The sequence below is a fragment of the Streptomyces sp. NPDC002698 genome, from assembly GCF_042888945.1.
Taxonomy (GTDB): domain Bacteria; phylum Actinomycetota; class Actinomycetes; order Streptomycetales; family Streptomycetaceae; genus Streptomyces.
In genome coordinates this window covers 107,966-126,100 of the sequence record NZ_JBIAQM010000010.1, presented here as the reverse complement: position 1 = coordinate 126,100, position 18,135 = coordinate 107,966, and the positions used below count along the sequence as shown (strand labels likewise).

Genomic DNA, 18,135 nt, shown 5'->3' with positions numbered 1-18,135 from the left:
CGTCCGTCATCCGTCATCCGTCGCCCGCCGCCCGCCGTCCGTCGTCCGGATCAGACGGAGCGGCGACGGCGGACGGCCAGGACCAGACCGCCTCCGAGGGCGGCCGTGGCGGCCGCGGCGCCGACGAGGAGCGGGGTGCCGTCGGAGCCGGTGTTCGCCAGGCTGCCGCCGGCCGAGCCGGTGGTGGAGCCGCCGGTCGTGGAGCCGGCCGACGTGGAACCGGTCGAGCCCGTGCTGCCGGAGCCGCCGGTGGACTGGCCCTCGGGGTCGTTGCCGCCGGAGGAGGTCCCCGGGGAGGTGGCGGACGGCGACGGGCTCGGGTCCTCCTCGTTGTCGGTGGGGATGGCGACGTGGATCTTGGCCGTGTCGTTGGCCGGGTTCTTGTCGAAGGCCGGGTGGATGTCGTAGACGGAGGTCGCCTTCACCGAGCCGTCGGTGGTCTTCGTGCCCTTCGCGACGTCCAGCATGAAGGTGTACGTGAGGGCCTGGCCGACCTCGATGACGTGGTCGTAGGGCATGCAGACGTACGTGGCCCTGCCCGGCGTCCCCCCGGGCGCGTTCGGGCCGTCGATCCCGAACGGCATGCAGTCCTGGGGAACCATGGAGGCGGTCGTTCCCTTGGGTATCCGCACCATGAGCGCCGGCTGGTCGTCGCTCGCCTGGTTCTTGATCCAGCCGGGGCCGTCGTTGCGGAGCTGCACGTTGATGGACTGCTGACCGCCCGCGAGGGCTTCGGTGTCCTCACCGACGGCGACCAGGTCGGCCGAGCTGTCGGCGGTCAGGGTCAGCCACCGGTAGCTCTCGGTGAATCCCTCGTCGCCCGGGGCCGCGCCCGTGGCCGAGGTGCCGTACTCGACCACCTCCATCAGCGCCTTGGGCAGCGCCTTGAACCGCACGGGCGTCTCGACCGAGGCACCGGGCTCGACGACCGTGTCGAGCTCGCAGAGGGCCTGCCTGACCTGGTCCGCGACGGTCGAGTAGGTGCAGCCCTTCACTTCCTCGGGGAAGTCGAGCCCGCGGGTCAGCCGTACCCGGAAGGTGAAACCGTCCGCGGCCGCGGTGCCCTTGTTGGTGATGACGACGTTCTTGTCGTACACGTCGCCGGGCTTGGGGGACGCGCTCGGCAGAGTCGACATCTCCAGGGAGGCCTCACCCGGATCGGCGTGCGCCGGGGCCGCGGCGAACGCGGGAACGGCCGCGGCGAACGCGGCGGCGGCCACGAATGCCGCCGGCTTGCGAAGGTGTGACGGGCGGATGCGCTGAGGCACGGTGGGGGGGTCTCCTCGTCGGAACCGGACGGACGACGACCGGAGGTCAACCGTCCGGTCACATACTGGACACCTGAGAGGCACCCAGGGTTGTGCGACCGTTCGAGAAAAGAGGCGGGAGAACACCGCCGACCGGCTCCAGGTCACGCTCATGACTCGCTCACGACTCAGGCATGACTCGGGCATATTCAAGATGACGATCAATGCCCTAAGCTGCGGCTTGCGCATTCGGGGGGCGGCCGGCCTGCTTGACGACCGGCACCGTGACACATGCGCATCACCCACGCCGTCTCAAGTCGGGCTTCAGCGTGCCCGGGCGTCCGCGCCCGTGCGCGGCTGCCGTCCAGGGCTGCCCGCAAGGGGCCGGACCGGCGCGCCTCCCCGGACCCCACGGTCATCGGAAGGCAGAGAGCGTCATGGCAGAACGGCAGTACCTCGGTCAGGGCTCCACCACCTCGGCGGAGAAGTTCTGGTACATCCTGGGTTGCATCTACTTCGGTGCCGCCTACTTCCAGAAGGTCCCGGTGAAGAAGGCGCTGAGCGAGTACGGGCTGGTCGAGATGACCGGTGCCGAGAAGTTCTGGTACGTCGTCGAGTGCATCTTCTTCGGTGCCGGCTACTTCGCGAAGGTCACCATCAAGAAGGCGCTGTCCGAGGTCCGGAACGCCGGCGGGATCCCCACCGCCTGACGGCACCACGGCAGCAGACGGACGACGGGCCCGAACCGCAAGAAGCGATCCGGGCCCGTCCCCCGTCGCACAGACCGACTCCGACCCGCACCTACAGCACCGGCAGATTCTTCCGCAGCTCGAAGGCCCTGACCTCGCTGCGGTACCCCTCGACGCGGCGTCTCGTGGGCTGTTGGTCGCACCCACGTCCTCCGGCTCGTCAGCCGACCGTAAGGTAACGGCCGTGCCCGGGACCACCGACATCGTTCTCGCAGACATCGATCTCCTCCTCGACGAGATCCGAGCCTCCGTCGCACGAGTCGGCACCGGCCTCGGCTCGCTGACCCGCCTCCAGGCCCGCGAGCCGTCAGCACTGCCCGGCTGGAGCCGCGGCCACGTCATCACCCACCTCGCCCGCAGCGCCGACGTCTACCGGTGGCTGCTGACACTGGCCCGCACCGGCACGGAGCCCGGCCCGCGGGCGAACGCCGCCGTCCTCGACCGTGCGCTGCGCGAGGGCGCCGAGCGCTCCGCCGGTGAGCTCGTCGCCGACCTGCGCGGCAGTCTTGACCGACTGCTCGACGAGGCCCGAGCCATGCCGGCCGAACGCTGGTTCGTCCTCGTCACCGCACTCGCAGGATGGCGGCACCCCGCCTGGTTCACTCTCCAACGCTGCCGGCGTGAACTCGAGACCCATCACGTCGACCTGAACCTGGGGTACACCACGGCCGACTGGCCTTCCGGCTACGTCACATGGGCGCTTGACGACACCGTCGCCACGCTCGCCGCACGCGGCTTCCCGGTGGCCCGCATCCGGGCCACCGACCTCGATCGCGCCTGGACCCTGGCCCCGGCCGGCCCCACCGTCACCGGCTCGGGTCGCTCCATCCTCGCCTGGCTCGCCGGGCGAGGCACGGACACGCCGCTCCGGTCGGACGTTCCGCTACCGACCCCGCCCGGATGGCCGCTCCCGCCGACGCCGGGCTGGGCCTGAACCCGATCCGCTGGAGCCGACCGCACCGTGGCACCTCCCCGTGCGCACTCGACAGCGTGCACGAAGGCGGCGTTTCCGGGGCGGACGGCCCACAGACGGCCCAGAGGTGGTGAGGACGGCAGCGGGGCCCACGGTCATCGACCGTGGGCCCCGCGTGCCGGACCACAAAGAAATGTGCCTGACCTGCGCCTACAGCACCGGCAGGTTCTTCCGCAGCTCGAACGCCGTGACCTCGCTGCGGTACTCCTCCCATTCCGCCTTCTTGTTGCGCAGGAAGAAGTCGAAGACGTGCTCGCCGAGGGTCTCGGCGACGAGTTCGCTGCGCTGCATGAGCGTCAGGGCCTCGCCGAGGTTCTGCGGGAGGGGCTCGATGCCCATGGCGCGACGCTCGGCGTCGGAGAGGGCCCAGACGTCGTCGTCGGCGCCCGGCGGGAGCTCGTACCCCTCCTCGATGCCCTTCAGGCCCGCGGCCAGGAGCAGCGCGTACGCGAGGTACGGGTTCGCGCCCGAGTCGATCGAGCGGACCTCGACCCGCGCGGAGCCGGTCTTGCCGGGCTTGTACATCGGCACGCGGACGAGGGCGGAGCGGTTGTTGTGGCCCCAGCAGATGTACGAGGGGGCCTCGCCACCGGCGCCCGCGGTGCGCTCCGAGCCGCCCCAGATGCGCTTGTAGGAGTTGACCCACTGGTTGGTGACGGCGGAGATCTCCGCGGCGTGCTTCAGGAGGCCGGCGATGAAGGAGCGTCCGACCTTGGAGAGCTGGTACTCCGAGCCGGACTCGTAGAACGCGTTGCGGTCGCCCTCGAAGAGGGAGAGGTGGGTGTGCATGCCGCTGCCCGGGTACTCCGAGAACGGCTTCGGCATGAAGGTGGCCTGCACGCCCTGCTCCAGCGCGACCTGCTTCATGATCAGCCGGAAGGTCATGATGTTGTCGGCCGTGGAGAGCGCGTCGGCGTAGCGCAGGTCGATCTCCTGCTGGCCGGGGGCGCCCTCGTGATGGCTGAACTCGACCGAGATGCCCATCGACTCCAGCATCGTGATGGCCTGGCGCCGGAAGTCCTGGCCGACGTTCTGCGGGGTGTGGTCGAAGTAGCCGGAGTTGTCGGCCGGGGTGGGCCGTGAGCCGTCCAGGGGGCGGTCCTTCAGCAGGAAGAACTCGATCTCGGGGTGGGTGTAGAAGGTGAAGCCCAGGTCCGAGGTCTTGGCGAGGGCGCGCTTGAGGACGTAGCGCGGGTCCGCGAAGGACGGGGAGCCGTCCGGCATGAGGATGTCGCAGAACATGCGGGCCGTGCCGGGGGCCTCGGCGCGCCAGGGCAGCACCTGGAAGGTGCCCGGGTCCGGCTTGGCGATCATGTCGGACTCGTATACACGGGCGAAGCCCTCGATGGCCGAGCCGTCGAAGCCGATGCCCTCGTCGAAGGCCTGTTCCAGCTCGGCCGGGGCCACGGCCACCGACTTGAGGAAGCCGAGTACGTCCGTGAACCACAGACGTACGAACCGGATGTCACGCTCCTCCAGTGTCCGGAGCACGAACTCCTGCTGCTTGTCCATCTTCCGCTTCCACCCATCCTTGCTGGTCAGGCCGCCTGCTCCCACGCCTCGAAGACGATCGGCGCACCTGAGCATCCCACCACAACACCATTTCGTGCGCGTTGCGGACCATGATCGGCCGGGCGACCTCGGCCTGAACGCCTCGCGTACGGAAGGTGTCCTGCTCTGCCGCACATACTGCCTGCTCACACGCGCACCCGTAAGGGCGGGCCGGTACTCGCCCGTCCCTCGTTTTTAAATTTGCATCTCAGATGCAAGTTTTATTAGTGTGCGATCCATGCGGAGAGGTGCAACCCCCCGCTCCGGCCCCGGCTTCGAGGAGTCCTGATGCTGTCCGAACAATCCGCTGCCACCGTGCGCGCGACTCTCCCCGTGGTCGGCGCCGCCATCGGCGAGATCACCGAGCGCTTCTACTCCCGGCTGTTCAGCGCCCACCCCGAGCTGCTCAGGGACCTGTTCAACCGCGGCAACCAGGCCGCGGGCACCCAGCGCCAGGCCCTCGCGGGATCCATCGCCGGCTTCGCGACCTACCTGGTCGGCCACCCCGACGAGCGGCCCGACGCGATGCTGAGCCGCATCGCCCACAAGCACGCCTCCCTGGGTGTCGCGCCCGAGCAGTACAAGGTCGTGCACGAGCACCTGTTCGCCGCCATCGTCGAGGTGCTCGGCGACGCGGTCACCGCGGAGGTCGCCGCCGCCTGGGACGAGGTGTACTGGCTCATGGCGAACGCCCTGATCGCCATCGAGAAGCGCCTGTACGACGAGAACGCGGACGACGGGTCCCTGCGCCCCTGGGTGGTCACCGAGCGCGTCGAGGAGACCGCCGACGTCGCCACCTTCCGGATCCGCCCGGCCGACGGCGGAGCCCTGCCGGACTTCCGCGCGGGCCAGTACGTCTCGGTCGGCGTGGAGCTCCCGGACGGCGCCCGCCAGATACGTCAGTACAGCCTCTCCAGCGCGCCCGGTTCGCCGGTACGCCGGATCAGCGTCAAGCGGGTGCGCGCCGACGAGAACGCCGGCGTGACGAGCCCCGAGGGCGAGGTCTCCAACCATCTGCACGCCCACGTCCGCGAGGGCAGCGTCCTGGAGGTCTCCGCGCCGTACGGCGACCTGGTCCTCGACGACACGGACGCCCCCCTCCTCCTCGCCTCGGCGGGCATCGGTGTCACCCCGATGATCGCCATGCTGGAGCAGCTCGCGATCTCCGGCCACAAGGCCCCGGTCACCGTGGTGCACGCCGACCGCTCCCCCGCCGAGCACGCGCTGCGCGCCGACCACGAGGCGTTCGCGGGCAAGCTCGCCGACGCGGAGACCCACTTCTGGTACGAGCGGCCCGAGCCCGGCCACCCCGCCGGACGGACCGGTCTGGTCGACCTCTCCGGAGTGACCGTGCGACCGGGCACGCACGCCTACCTGTGCGGCCCGCTGCCCTTCATGCGCGCGGTACGGACGCAGCTCCTCGACAAGGGCGTGCCCGCCTCCGACATCCACTACGAGGTGTTCGGACCGGACCTCTGGCTGGCCCAGGGCTGAGCCCGGGACCGTACCCCCGACCGGCCCGGGGCCGGGGCCCGCACCGGACCTCCGGCCGGCCGCGGGCCCGAGGGGTGCCGTTCGGACCGGTCCGGATCCGCTACGGCCTGCGGGTGATCCCCAGCAGCACGGGCCCGGTCGGCTCCGCGACGACGTCGGCGATGGTCAGCGGGTCCAGAGTGGCGTAGAAGGCCTCCTGGGCCCGCCGCAGGGCGCCCCGCAGCCGGCACGCAGAGACGAGCGGGCACGGCGTGTCGCCCTCGCACTCGACGACGTCGCCCTCTCCCTCGAAGACGCGCACGATCGCGCCGACGGACTCCACGCGCCCCTTCTCGGTGAGCGTGAGACCGCCTCCCCTGCCGCGCCGGGCGTCGAGCAGCCCGAGGTGCTGGAGTTCGGCGACGACCTTGGCGGTGTGCGTGTAGGGGACCCTCATGTCGTCCGCGACCTCGCGCGTGGTGGGCGTCGAGTCGCCGACGACGGCCAGTCGCATCAGGACGCGAAGAGCCAGGTCGGTGGAGCGCAGCAGCCGCATACCCGACAGGGTAGGTAATACGCATCTCCGGTTCAAATTTTCTTTCCGGCTCGGGTCCGGGGGCGATTCGAATCCGGGGGCGGTTCGGGTCCGGGGGCGGTTCGGGTCCGGAGGCGATGCGGGTCCGGAGGCGATGCGGGCGGGGCGGTTCGCATCCGTCCCACCCACATCGACCCGCTCCCGTCCACCCACTCCTTCGGCCAATCCCGTGCATTCCCCGGGCCAATCCCGCGCCCTCACTGCCGACGCGCCTCCCTGCCCGATTACGATCGGCGCACCCGCCCGTCCCATCCTCATAAGGACTCACCATGGGTTCCGCCAAGAACACCAGCACCGGATCGCGCAAGGACCGCATCGAGGAGCTGCGCCGTGCCGAGCGCGCCCGCGAACGGCGCAACCGGTTCCTCGTGATCGCGGCCAGCACGGTCGCCGTCGCCGGTCTTGTCGCCGGTGCCGTCGTGCTCGTCCAGTCGCAGTCGGACGACGGCAAGAAGGACACGGCGAGCGACACGAAGCAGCCGTCGGGGCACTTCGTCACGGGCGCGGACGGGGTGAACACCTGGAAGGGCACCCTGACGCGCAACCACGTCTCGAAGACCGTGGCGTACGCGATGGAGCCGCCGGTCGGCGGTGACCACAACCAGGTGTGGATGAACTGCAACGGCGACGTCTACGACAAGGCCGTCGACAACATGAACGCCGTGCACTCCCTGGAGCACGGCGCGGTGTGGGTGACGTACAACAGCAAGGCACCCGAGGCCGAGGTGAAGGCGCTCGCGGCGAAGGTCCGGAAGACCCCGTACACGCTGATGAGCCCGGTCGAGGACCAGAAGGACCCGATCATGCTGAGCGCCTGGGGCAAGCAGCGGTCGGTGACCGGCGCGAAGGACAAGAACGTCGACGCGTTCCTCTCGGAGTTCGTGCAGGGCAAGCAGACTCCCGAGCCGGGCGCGGCCTGCACCAACGGCCTGTCCCAGTGAGGCACGTCGGGTGGATCGCGGGTACCGCGGCGACCGTGCTCGCCGCGGCCGGGGCGATCACGTACGCGGTCGCCGACGGCGACGACTCCGGGACGCGGACGCCCGCCGCGGACTCCGCGGACGCGGGCTTCGCCCGGGACATGGCGGTCCACCATCAGCAGGCCGTCGAGATGTCCTACATCGTGCGGGACCGCACCAAGGACGTGGAGGTACGGCGCCTCGCGTACGACATCGCCCAGGCCCAGGCCAACCAGCGGGGGATGCTGCTCGGCTGGCTCGACCTGTGGGAGCTGCCGAAGGTGACCCCGGACCCGCCGATGACCTGGATGGGCATGGGTGACATGGCGTCCGGGAAGGACGGCTCGCTGATGCCGGGCATGGCCACCAACACCGAGATGAAGCGGCTCGGCACGCTCGACGGGAAACAGGCCGAGGTCTTCTACCTCCAGCTGATGACCGATCACCACAAGGGCGGTGTCCACATGGCCGAGGGCTGCGTCGCCAAGTGCGCGGTCGGCGTGGAGAAGCGGCTCGCGCAGGGCATGGTCGACGCCCAGCAGTCGGAGATCGCGTTGATGGCCGACATGCTGAAGGCCCGGGGCGCGAAGGCCCGCGACTAGGGCCTGCCGGGCAAGGGGACGGGACAGGACGGGACGCGAGTACGGAACGGGTCCGGGGCGGCGCCCCGGACCCGTTCCGCTTCTGTTCCCTGACCCGTTCCGCTCCTCTTCCCGGTTCCGTCACCGCCACCGCTCCCGTCGCGCGGGACTCGATCCGCTTACAGAACTCGGGCGCCTCTTTACAGAGTTCGGATCACGACAGAGGGAAAACCCTCGAATCTGGGCGAGGGTGTACATCAAACCACCCCAAATGACCGCCAATTGCCGCCACTTGGTCTTTCCTTGGCTTTTTCATTCCCCTGACATGAACGGTTCACCGTAAGAGTTGCCCCCATCTGTGATCCATTCCTCACGCTCCGGAAGGACGTGGGGCATTCGCATGGATCACCGCAACCACTACATGCGACGCATCGCATCGCAGGGGGTTCTATGAGATCCAACCGCGCCACCGCGCGCGCCGGAGTGAGCCTGGCGGCGACCCTGCCCCTGCTCGCCGGCGCGCTGGCGCTCGGCATACCCGCGGCACACGCCACGGACGGCCCGAGCCGGGACACGCTCGCGGGCACCAAACCCGCGTGGGCGACCGCCCACGCGGACAAGGGAGCGGCTTCCGACAGCTCCCAGGTCTCGGCCCGGGTGTACCTCGCCGGACGGGACGCCAAGGGCCTGGCGGCGTACGCCAGGGCCGTGTCCGACCCGCACTCGGCTTCGTACGGGAAGTACCTCAGCGCCAAGAAGGCGCAGGCGCGTTTCGGCGCCACCGAGGCCCAGGTCGCCGCGGTGACCACCTGGCTGAAGTCGGCGGGCCTGAAGGTCACCGGAACGACGCAGCACTACGTCTCCGTCACCGGTGACGTGGCCGCCGCCGAGAAGGCGTTCGGCACCCAGCTCCACAACTACACCAAGGGCAAGAAGGTCTACCGGGCGGCGTCGAAGACGGCTTCCGCGCCCGCCGCCCTGAACGGCGCCGTCCTGACCGTCACCGGCCTGGACAACGCGCCGCACAAGGCGACGCACGCCGATCAACTGCCGCCTCCGGACGCGGTGTTCAAGAACTCCGGGCCGTTCTCCTCGTACTACGGCTCGAAGACCGCGAGCACGCTGCCGGACGCGTACGGAACGAAGATCCCGTACGCCGTCCAGGGCTACACCGGCAAGCAGCTGCGCGCGGCGTACGGGGCGGGCAAGCGCACCGGCAAGAACGTGCGGGTCGCCATCACCGACGCGTACGCCTCGCCGACCATCGCGTTCGACGCCGCCACCTACGCCGGCAAGCACGGCGACGCCGCGTACTCCAGCGGTCAGCTCCGTCAGGTGCTGCCCAAGAAGTACACGAAGACCGAGGAGTGCGGGGCGGCCGGCTGGTACGGCGAGGAGACCCTCGACGTCGAGGCCGTGCACGCGGTCGCGCCGGGCGCGAGCATCACGTACGTGGGTGCCGCCTCCTGCTACGACGACGACCTGCTCGACTCGCTCAACAAGATCGTCGACGGGCACCTGGCCGACATCGTCTCCAACTCGTGGGGCGACATCGAGGCCAACCAGACCCCGGACCTGGCCGCGGCCTACGACCAGACGTTCCAGTTCGGCGCGGTCGAGGGCATCGGCTTCTACTTCTCCTCCGGCGACAACGGCGACGAGGTCGCCAACACCGGTACGAAGCAGGTCGACACCCCGGCCAACTCGGCGTGGGTGACGGCGGTCGGCGGTACCTCGCTGGCGGTCGGCAAGAACGACACGTACCTGTTCGAGACCGGCTGGGGCACCGAGAAGGCCACGCTGTCCGAGGACGGCAAGAGCTGGACCGGGTTCCCGGGCGCGTTCACCTCGGGTGCGGGCGGCGGCACCAGCAAGACCGTGGCGGCGCCCTACTACCAGAAGGGCGTCGTCCCGAGCGCGCTGGCCAAGGCCAACAACGCGGCGGGCAACCGGGTCGTCCCGGACATCGCGGCGATCGCCGACCCCAACACCGGTTTCAAGGTCGGCCAGACGCAGACCTTCCCGGACGGGACGGAGCAGTACAGCGAGTACCGGATCGGCGGCACCTCGCTGGCGGCTCCGGTGATCGCGGCCGTCCAGGCGCTCGCCCAGGAGGCGCGCGGCGGCAAGGCGATCGGTTTCGCCAACCCGTCGATCTACGCCAAGGCCGGCTCGAAGGCGTACCACGACGTCACCGACACGCCCGGCGGCAAGCAGTACGCCGTGGCCCGCGTCGACTTCGTCAACGGCTTCGACGCCGCCGACGGCCTGGCGACCTCGGTCCGCGGCCTCGGCAAGGACAGCTCGCTGAAGGCGGTCAAGGGCTACGACGACGTCACCGGCGTCGGCTCGCCCGCGAACGGCTACGTCGAGTCGTACGCCACCACCAGGAACCACCGCTGACGTCCGCTCCACGGCCGTCAGCCGGGCGCGCCCGCCTCCTCCGGGAGCGGGCGCGCCCGTGCGTGCGGGAGGGGTACGGGGGCCGGGACGCGTGTCGGACGTACCGCGGCCGGGGTGTCCGGCGGGATCCGGGACCCCATCGCGTCGGTCTGACGATTACACTGGGCGGGTGCCTCGACTTCACCCTTCTCCCCAGCAGCCGCCGGAGTTCCGGTCCCTCTACCAGCACGGCTTCGCGCGCGTCGCCGCCTGCACGGGCCACACCGTCATCGCGGACCCGCACGCCAACGCCGAGGCCGTGCTGCGGCAGGCGCGCAGGTGCGACGGGGAGGGCGTCGCCGTCGCCGTCTTCCCGGAGATGGGGCTGTGCGGCTACTCGATCGAGGACCTGCTGCTCCAGGACGCGCTGCTCGACCAGGTGGAGACGGCGCTCCAGGAGGTGGTGACCGGGTCGGCGGAGCTCCTGCCGGTCCTGGTCGTGGGCGCCCCGCTGCGGCACCGCAACCGGGTCTACAACTGCGCGGTGGTGGTGCACCGCGGCCGGGTCCTCGGGGTCGTGCCCAAGTCGTACCCGCCGAACTACCGGGAGTTCTACGAGCGCCGGCAGATCGCCTCCGGCGACGACGAGCGCGGTGGCGCGATCCGGGTCGGCGGGGAGTCCGTGCCGTTCGGCGTGGACCTGCTGTTCGCCGCCGAGGACGTACCGGGCCTGGTGCTGCACGCGGAGATCTGCGAGGACATGTGGGTGCCGGTGCCGCCGAGCGCCGAGGCGGCCCTGGCGGGCGCCACCGTCCTCGCCAACCTCTCCGGCAGCCCGATCACCGTGGGCCGGGCCGAGGACCGCAAGCTGATGTGCCGTTCGGCGTCCTCACGCTGCATCGCCGCGTACGTCTACGCGGCGGCCGGACTGGGCGAGTCGACCACCGACCTGTCCTGGGACGGCCAGACCATGATCTACGAGAACGGGGCGCTGCTGGCCGAGTCCGACCGCTTCCCGCTCGACGACCAGTCCGCCGTGGCGGACGTCGACCTCGACCTGCTGCGGCAGGAGCGGAGCCGGACGGGCAGCTTCGACGACAACCGGCGTACCCACACCACCCGCACCGCCGATTTCCGGACGGTGTCGTTCCTGCTCGACCCACCGGCCGGCGACCTGGGACTGCGGCGCCGTATCGAGCGCTTCCCGTTCGTGCCCGCGGACCCCGACCGGCTCGCCCAGGACTGCTACGAGGCGTACAACATCCAGGTCGCGGGACTCCAGCAGCGGCTCGCGGCGATCGGTGGCCCGAAGGTGGTCATCGGGGTGTCCGGCGGTCTCGACTCCACCCACGCGCTGATCGTCGCGGCCCGCGCGATGGACCGGGCCGGCCGCCCGCGCAGCGACATCCTCGCCTTCACCCTGCCGGGCTTCGCCACCAGCGACCACACCAAGGGCAACGCGCACGAGCTGATGCGCTCCCTCGGCGTCACCGCGGCCGAGCTGGACATCACGCCGACCGCCCGGCTGATGCTGAAGGAGATGGACCACCCCTTCGCGTCCGGCGAGCCGGTGTACGACGTCACCTTCGAGAACGTGCAGGCGGGTCTGCGCACCGACTACCTCTTCCGGCTCGCCAACCAGCGCGGCGGCATCGTGCTCGGCACCGGTGACCTGTCGGAGCTGGCGCTCGGATGGTCCACGTACGGCGTGGGCGACCAGATGAGCCACTACAACGTCAACTCGGGTGTGCCGAAGACGCTGATCCAGCATCTGATCCGCTGGGTCATCGGCAGCCACCAGTTCGGCGAGGACACCGACCGTACGCTCGCCGCGATCCTCGACACGGAGATCAGCCCGGAGCTGGTGCCGGGCGAGGAGATGCAGTCCACCGAGTCGAAGATCGGCCCGTACGCGCTGCACGACTTCACCCTCTTCCACGTACTGCGCTACGGCTTCCGGCCGTCGAAGATCGCCTTCCTGGCCTGGCACGCGTGGCACGACCCGGACGGCGGTGCCTGGCCGCCCGGCTTCCCCGAGGCCGAGCGGATCGCGTACGACCTGCCGGAGATCCGGCGCTGGCTCGAGGTGTTCTGCCGCCGCTTCTTCGGGTTCGCGCAGTTCAAGCGCTCGGCCATGCCCAACGGGCCGAAGGTCTCGGCCGGCGGTTCGCTCTCGCCGCGCGGCGACTGGCGGGCGCCGTCCGACAGTTCGGCCCGCACCTGGCTGCGCGACCTGGCCCGCTTCGACCTCCCGGAGACGACCGGGCGGACGGACGGGCGGACGGAAGGGGCCACGGACACGCGGGCTGACGGCTGACGGCTGGCGGCAGACGGCTGGCGGCAGACAACTGGCGCCCGGCAATAGACAACTGACGGCCGGCAGCAGACAACTGGCGGCAGGCGGACAAGCAACAGACGGACAGGCGGCTCAGCCGTGCAGGGCGCCCGGCCGGTCGGGGACGTGGGTAACGACCACCCGCTCGTGCCCGGCCACCGGGACCGCGCGGCGGCGGTCCACCGCGAGGCCCGCGGCGGCCACCGCGAGGCCCAGCACCGCGAGTCCCGCTCCGGCGAGGGCCGGAGAGGTCGCGCCGAAGCCCGCCGCCAAGGCGAGCCCGCCGATCCAGGCGCCACCCGCGTTGGCCAGGTTGAACGCGGCCTGGTTGGCGGAGGACGCGAGGGACGGCGCGGCGGCGGCCTTCTCCATGACCATCAGATGGAGGGGCGAGCCGGTGACGAAGGCGGCCGTGCCGAGCAGCACCACCGCCACCGCCGCGCTCCACTCGGTACGCATCAGCACCGGGAAGACGGCCAGCACGGCCACCAGCGAGGCCAGGCCGCCGAACAGGGTGCGGCGCATCGCGTGGTCCGCGAGCCGCCCGCCGAGCAGGTTTCCGGCCGTGGCGCCGACCCCGAACAGCGCCAGCAGCAGCGTGACACTGCCGTCGGCGTATCCGGCGGCGTCGGTGAGCATGGGCGTGATGTAGCTGTACGCGGAGAACAGGGCCGCGAAGCCGGTGACCGTCGTGCCGAGGGCGAGCCAGACGGGCAGCGGGCGCAGGGCGGCGAGTTCGCCGCGCAGGCCGCCGCCGGGGGTGTGGCCGGGAGTCCGCGGGATCAGCAGGTACAGCGAGGCGATGGCGGCCACGCCGATCGCGCTCACCCCGAGGAAGGTGGCCCGCCAGCCCAGGTGCTGCCCCACGAGGGTGGCGACCGGAACGCCGGCGATGTTCGCGACGGTCAGGCCGAGGAACATCAGCGACACGGAGCGGGCCTTGCGCTCGGGCGCGACCAGGCCGGTGGCCACGACGGCGCCGACGCCGAAGAACGCGCCGTGCGGCAGGCCGCTGAGGAAGCGGGCGGCGAGCAGCCAGTTCTCGCCGGGGGCGAGGGCGGAGAGCGCGTTGCCCGCGACGAAGAGGCCCATCAGGGCGATGAGGACCGTGCGGCGGGACATCCGGGAGGTGGCCGCGGCGAGCAGCGGGGCGCCGATGACGACGCCGAGCGCGTAGGCGGAGACCAGATGTCCGGCGGCCGGGATGGATATGCCCAGGTCGCCCGCTACGTCGGGCAGCAGACCCATCATGGCGAACTCGGTGGTGCCGATGCCAAAAGCGCCCACGGCGAGGGCGAGCAGGGCCAGAGGCATGAGAGGCCTTTCGGAGGAACTGGGGCGAGCGGGACTCCGTACGGGCCGCGCGGCGGTCTGCGGGAGGCCGCGCGGGTACGGTCGCGTCCGCGCACGGCGATGTGCGCGGGACGCGGTCGGCGGAACACCGGCTATTAAGTTTAGCTGGTGAACAAAGTCTGCCGAGCCCAGTGTTCCAGGAGGTTGAAAGGCGGTTCCGGGCGGGTTAAGAGGCCGTGGCGTCCATCTTCACGCGGGCCGCGACCGGGAGGTGGTCGCTGCCGGTCGACGGCAGGGTCCAGGAGGTCACCGGCTCGACGCCCTTGACCATGATCTGGTCGATCCGGGCCATCGGGAACGAGGCCGGCCAGCTGAACCCGAAGCCGCTGCCCGCCGCGCCCTGCGTGGACCGCATCTGAGCGGTGACCGCGTTCAACGCCCGGTCGTTCATCGTGCCGTTGAGGTCGCCGAGCAGGACGACCCGCCGCAGGGGATCGTCGGCGATGGCCTCGCCCAGCGCGTTCGCGCTCTTGTCGCGCTGGTGGGCGGTGAACCCGGCCTTCATCTTCACCCGCACCGAGGGCAGATGGGCCACGTACACCGCGACCGGGCCGGCCGGCGCCGTCACGGTCGCCCGCATGGCGCGCGTCCAGCCCAGCTTGATGTCCACCGGCCGGACGTCACCGAGCGGGTACTTGCTCCACAGTCCGACGGTGCCCTGCACCGAGTGGTACTTGTACGTCGGCGCGAGCGCCTTCTCGTACACCGGCACCGCCGAGGCCGTCAGCTCCTCCAGGGCGAGCACGTCGGCGCCGGAGGCGGCCACGTCCTGGGCCGTGCCGGACGGGTCCGGGTTGTCGGCGTTGACGTTGTGGGTGGCGACGGTCAGATCGCCGCCCGCGCCGGTCTTGTCGGTGAGCAGTCCGCCGAAGAGGTTCAACCAGACCGCGCCGGTCAGCAGCACGGCGATCAGGGCACTGGCGGACCTGCGCACGAAGGCGAGGACCAGCAGGACCGGGATGAACACCCCGAGCCACGGCAGGAACGTCTCGGTGAGACTGCCGAGGTTGCCGATCCGGTTCGGGATCCGCGCGTGCGTCAGCATCACCAGGGCGAGCAGCAGCGCGAGGGCGGCGAGGATCAGTCCGCGCCGCCAGATGCCGCGGTCGCCGCGCCAGCCGTCGAGCAGGCGCCGGAGCCGGGAATCTCTGCGCTCCGGCCCCCGGCCGTCGCTGCCCGTCTCCGTCATATACGCCTGCGCCATACCGTCGCCTCACAAATGCCGTGCGCACCGTCTGCCCCTCGACTACGACCCTAGGGGATGTCCGGTGTGGTTCTCGCCGTCCAGGACGGCCGTACAGGCAAGGGGACGTACAACTTCGCGCTCGGAGTTCCGCATCCTGGCACAAGGTGCGGCCTCTGTGACGAAACACGCACATTCGCCCCGTCAGAAACAGCTCGTGTCACGGGCGGGCGGGGCGCAGGCCCTCCAGCAGCGTGTCGACGATCTGTTCGGCGAGGCCCTCCGGAAGTTCGGTGTCCGGTCGCATGACGGAGCGGACGAGCATGGGGCCGACGAACATGTCGTTGAGCAGCTCGACGTCGACGTCGTCGCGGAGTTCGCCGTTCTCCTGTCCGCGGCGCAGCACCTCGTAGCCCAGCCGGCGTCGCGGCGCTATGACCGTGGCGTCGTACGCGGCCCACAGTTTGGGGCTGCTCTTCATCTGCGCGTACACGTTGTGCAGGATCGCCGAGGAGCGGCTGACGAGACCGCGCCGGCGCAGCGATTCCAGCAGGACGACGAGGTCGTCGCGCATGGAGACGCCGGGGAGTTCGGGGTCGGCGGGCTCGGCGCCGCGCAGGACGTCGACGAAGAGTTCTTCCCTGCCGCTCCAGCGGCGGTAGATCGTCGCCTTGCCGACGCCGGCGGTGCGCGCCAGCCGCTCGATGGAGATGTCGGCGAGCGGGACACCGTCCTCCAGGAGCTTCATCACGCCCTCGACGATGGCCCGTTCCACCGCCTCGCTGCGGGGCCGTCCCCGGCCGGGGCACACCTGCCTGTCTCGGCTGTCCGCGAGGCTCACGTCGAACTCCGTTCCCATCGTCGACCAGGTGTCATTCTCCCCCGTTCACAGCGGTGACGGCACACCGCGCGACGCGCCCCGCCGTGGGCACCCCGGTCGGGGGTGCCCACGGTCGCGTACGCGCGTGTCAGTCCTGTCCGAGGCCGGCCGTCACCAGCTCGGCCTCCTCCTCGCCCTCCCGCTCGGCCGCCGGACGGCCGGGCAGGAACAGCGCGACGACCACCGCGCCGATGACCGCGACACCCGCGCCGCACAGGGCGGTGACGTGCATCGCGTGCAGGAAGGCGTCGTTCGCCGGGGTGACGAGGGCCTTGCCCTGGGGGCCGAGCCTGGCGGCGACACCGAGGGTGGCCTCGATGGACTCGCCCGCGGTGTGCCGCAGGGGGGCCGGGACGAGGGAGAGCTTGTCCTCGATGCCGTTGCGGTAGGCGGTGGAGAGCACGGAGCCGAGGACCGCGATGCCGAGGGCGCCGCCGACCTGGCGGAAGGTGTTGCTCAGCGCGGACGCGGAGCCGGCCTTCTCACGCGGCAGCGCCTGCATGATGACGACGCTGGTCGGGGTCATGATGTGCGCCATGCCGGTGCCCATGAGGAAGAAGATGACCTCGAGGAGCCAGATCGGGGTGTCCGCCTCCAGGGTGGCGAACGCGGCCAGCATCGCGGCGATCAGCACCAGGCCCGCCGTGCAGGTGGCGCGGTTGCCGAAGCGGTCGACGACCAGCCGGGCGCGCGGCGCGAAGACGAGCTGGGCCACGGCCAGCGGCAGCATCAGCAGGCCGGTCTGCAGCGGCGAGTAGCCCCGCACGCTCTGGGTGTAGAAGACCGAGAAGAAGGTCACGCCCATCAGCGCGAAGAAGACCAGCGCGATGGCCGACATCGCCGCCGAGAAGACCTTGTTCCGGAAGTACGTGACGTCGATGGACGGGTGGTCGCTGCGCTTCTCGAACAGCACGAAGCCGATGAGGACGGCGAGTCCGGCGCCGATCGTCGCGAGGACCTGCGGGTCGGTGAAGTCGGCGAGCTGGCCGCCCTTGATGATGCCGTAGACGAGCAGGACGAGGCCGATGATCGAGAGGACCACGCCGACCGGGTCCAGGCGGCCCGGGTTCGGGTCGCGGGAGTCGGGGACCAGCCAGATCATCAGGCCGATCGCGAGCACCACGATGGGCACGTTGATCAGGAAGACCGAGCCCCACCAGAAGTGGTCGAGGAGCACGCCGCCGGTGATCGGGCCGATCGCGATGGCGAGGCCGACGCCGCCGGCCCAGATGCCGATGGCCTTGGGCTGCTCGTCGCGCTCGAAGACGTTCATGAGGATGGCGAGGGTCGCGGGCATCACGAAGGCGGCGCCGAGGCCCATGAGCGCGCGGAACGCGATGAGCTGGACGGGCGAGCCGGACTCGGCGGCCAGCGCGGAACCGATGCCGAAGACGGCGAGACCGGCGAGCAGCACCTTCTTGCGGCCGAGCCGGTCGCCGAGGAGGCCCGCGGTGAACAGGAGACCGGCGAAGACGAGCGTGTAGGCGTTGATGGCCCACTCCAGCTCGCCCTGGGTGGCTCCGAGCCCGGTGGGCGCGGGGGTCGAGATCGTCTTGATCGCGACGTTCAGGATGGAGTTGTCGAGCACCACGATCAGCAGGCTCAGCATGAGCGCGCCGAGGATCGCCCAGCGGCGCCGGTGCACCGCCTCGGGAACTCGTCGTTCGAGCGGAGGAGCGGAAGTTGTCATGACGACCACCCTAGAGGCATTTCGATACGGCACCGTCTCGTATCGGAAATGCTTTACGCAGAACTTACGAAGAGACCTAGGGCTCCGGACGGAGGCGGAGGGGAAGGCGGAGCGGGCGCGGCGGCGCGTGGCGTGAACGACATCGGGCCGGGCGGGCCCGGTCTAGCCTCGCGTAGCACGAAGT

At 70.7% G+C, this 18,135-nt stretch carries 14 protein-coding genes; 7 read left to right on the top strand and 7 right to left on the bottom strand.

Annotated features, from left to right (window positions below; genetic code table 11):
- Positions 1 to 50: 50 nt before the first annotated feature.
- Positions 51 to 1,268, bottom strand: a complete 1,218-nt coding sequence (locus ACFYW9_RS16885; protein ID WP_389150374.1) for an LPXTG cell wall anchor domain-containing protein — start codon at positions 1,266 to 1,268, stop codon at positions 51 to 53.
- A gap of 416 nt (positions 1,269 to 1,684) precedes the next feature.
- On the opposite strand from ACFYW9_RS16885, the gene ACFYW9_RS16880 reads away from it, so the two are divergent.
- Together ACFYW9_RS16880 and ACFYW9_RS16875 are read left to right on the top strand one after the other, a co-directional pair.
- A complete protein-coding gene (locus ACFYW9_RS16880) occupies positions 1,685 to 1,957 on the top strand; it encodes a hypothetical protein (RefSeq protein WP_389150371.1) in 273 nt (90 codons plus the stop codon).
- A 223-nt stretch (positions 1,958 to 2,180) separates the two neighbouring features.
- A complete protein-coding gene (locus tag ACFYW9_RS16875) occupies positions 2,181 to 2,930 on the top strand; it encodes a maleylpyruvate isomerase family mycothiol-dependent enzyme (RefSeq protein ID WP_389150368.1) in 750 nt (249 codons plus the stop codon).
- 189 nt (positions 2,931 to 3,119) lie between these two features.
- Here ACFYW9_RS16875 and glnA read toward each other — a convergent pair whose 3' ends face one another.
- A complete protein-coding gene (gene glnA / locus ACFYW9_RS16870; RefSeq protein ID WP_389150365.1) occupies positions 3,120 to 4,481 on the bottom strand; it encodes a type I glutamate--ammonia ligase in 1,362 nt (453 codons plus the stop codon).
- Between the two features lie 327 nt (positions 4,482 to 4,808).
- Here glnA and ACFYW9_RS16865 point away from each other — a divergent pair, with 327 nt between their 5' ends.
- Entirely contained in the window at positions 4,809 to 6,014 is a 1,206-nt protein-coding gene (locus tag ACFYW9_RS16865; RefSeq protein WP_389150362.1) for a globin domain-containing protein, read from the top strand.
- A 100-nt stretch (positions 6,015 to 6,114) separates the two neighbouring features.
- On the opposite strand, the gene ACFYW9_RS16860 is transcribed toward ACFYW9_RS16865, so the two are convergent.
- Positions 6,115 to 6,549, bottom strand: a complete 435-nt coding sequence (locus ACFYW9_RS16860) for an RrF2 family transcriptional regulator (RefSeq protein WP_389150359.1) — start codon at positions 6,547 to 6,549, stop codon at positions 6,115 to 6,117.
- Positions 6,550 to 6,857: 308 nt separating this feature from the next.
- Here ACFYW9_RS16860 and ACFYW9_RS16855 point away from each other — a divergent pair, with 308 nt between their 5' ends.
- The 4 genes from ACFYW9_RS16855 (at position 6,858) to ACFYW9_RS16840 (ending at position 12,827) form a co-directional block, all read left to right on the top strand.
- Positions 6,858 to 7,529: a DUF3105 domain-containing protein gene (locus tag ACFYW9_RS16855; RefSeq protein WP_389150356.1), complete on the top strand. Its 672-nt coding sequence runs from the start codon at positions 6,858 to 6,860 to the stop codon at positions 7,527 to 7,529.
- Positions 7,526 to 8,149, top strand: a complete 624-nt coding sequence (locus ACFYW9_RS16850) for a DUF305 domain-containing protein (protein WP_389150353.1) — start codon at positions 7,526 to 7,528, stop codon at positions 8,147 to 8,149. Before ACFYW9_RS16855 ends, ACFYW9_RS16850 begins: the two co-directional genes overlap by 4 nt.
- Before the next feature lie 429 nt (positions 8,150 to 8,578).
- Complete coding sequence (locus tag ACFYW9_RS16845) at positions 8,579 to 10,531, top strand: protease pro-enzyme activation domain-containing protein (RefSeq protein WP_389150350.1); 1,953 nt, start codon at positions 8,579 to 8,581, stop codon at positions 10,529 to 10,531.
- A 169-nt stretch (positions 10,532 to 10,700) separates the two neighbouring features.
- Positions 10,701 to 12,827 (top strand): NAD(+) synthase, encoded by a 2,127-nt coding sequence (locus ACFYW9_RS16840; RefSeq protein ID WP_389150347.1) that lies wholly within the window; start codon positions 10,701 to 10,703, stop codon positions 12,825 to 12,827.
- Positions 12,828 to 12,938: 111 nt separating this feature from the next.
- On the opposite strand, the gene ACFYW9_RS16835 is transcribed toward ACFYW9_RS16840, so the two are convergent.
- The 4 genes from ACFYW9_RS16835 to ACFYW9_RS16820 all read right to left on the bottom strand — a co-directional run bounded on the left by ACFYW9_RS16835 (position 12,939) and on the right by ACFYW9_RS16820 (position 17,951).
- Positions 12,939 to 14,159, bottom strand: a complete 1,221-nt coding sequence (locus ACFYW9_RS16835) for an MFS transporter (protein ID WP_389150344.1) — start codon at positions 14,157 to 14,159, stop codon at positions 12,939 to 12,941.
- Positions 14,160 to 14,364: 205 nt separating this feature from the next.
- Positions 14,365 to 15,402, bottom strand: a complete 1,038-nt coding sequence (locus tag ACFYW9_RS16830; RefSeq protein ID WP_389150341.1) for an endonuclease/exonuclease/phosphatase family protein — start codon at positions 15,400 to 15,402, stop codon at positions 14,365 to 14,367.
- Between the two features lie 199 nt (positions 15,403 to 15,601).
- Positions 15,602 to 16,222, bottom strand: a complete 621-nt coding sequence (locus ACFYW9_RS16825; protein WP_389150338.1) for a TetR/AcrR family transcriptional regulator — start codon at positions 16,220 to 16,222, stop codon at positions 15,602 to 15,604.
- 127 nt (positions 16,223 to 16,349) lie between these two features.
- The gene (locus ACFYW9_RS16820; protein ID WP_389150335.1) at positions 16,350 to 17,951 is read right to left on the bottom strand and encodes an MFS transporter; all 1,602 of its coding nucleotides are present in this window, start codon (positions 17,949 to 17,951) and stop codon (positions 16,350 to 16,352) included.
- Positions 17,952 to 18,135 lie beyond the last annotated feature (184 nt).

Coding starts and splice junctions, on each gene's coding strand:
- ACFYW9_RS16880 (WP_389150371.1), top strand. CDS start 1,685: ATGGCAGAACGGCAGTACCTCGGTCAGGGCTCCACCACCTCGGCGGAG.
- glnA (WP_389150365.1), bottom strand. CDS start 4,481: ATGGACAAGCAGCAGGAGTTCGTGCTCCGGACACTGGAGGAGCGTGAC.
- ACFYW9_RS16865 (WP_389150362.1), top strand. CDS start 4,809: ATGCTGTCCGAACAATCCGCTGCCACCGTGCGCGCGACTCTCCCCGTG.
- ACFYW9_RS16860 (WP_389150359.1), bottom strand. CDS start 6,549: ATGCGGCTGCTGCGCTCCACCGACCTGGCTCTTCGCGTCCTGATGCGA.
- ACFYW9_RS16855 (WP_389150356.1), top strand. CDS start 6,858: ATGGGTTCCGCCAAGAACACCAGCACCGGATCGCGCAAGGACCGCATC.
- ACFYW9_RS16845 (WP_389150350.1), top strand. CDS start 8,579: ATGAGATCCAACCGCGCCACCGCGCGCGCCGGAGTGAGCCTGGCGGCG.
- ACFYW9_RS16835 (WP_389150344.1), bottom strand. CDS start 14,159: ATGCCTCTGGCCCTGCTCGCCCTCGCCGTGGGCGCTTTTGGCATCGGC.
- ACFYW9_RS16830 (WP_389150341.1), bottom strand. CDS start 15,402: ATGGCGCAGGCGTATATGACGGAGACGGGCAGCGACGGCCGGGGGCCG.
- ACFYW9_RS16820 (WP_389150335.1), bottom strand. CDS start 17,951: ATGACAACTTCCGCTCCTCCGCTCGAACGACGAGTTCCCGAGGCGGTG.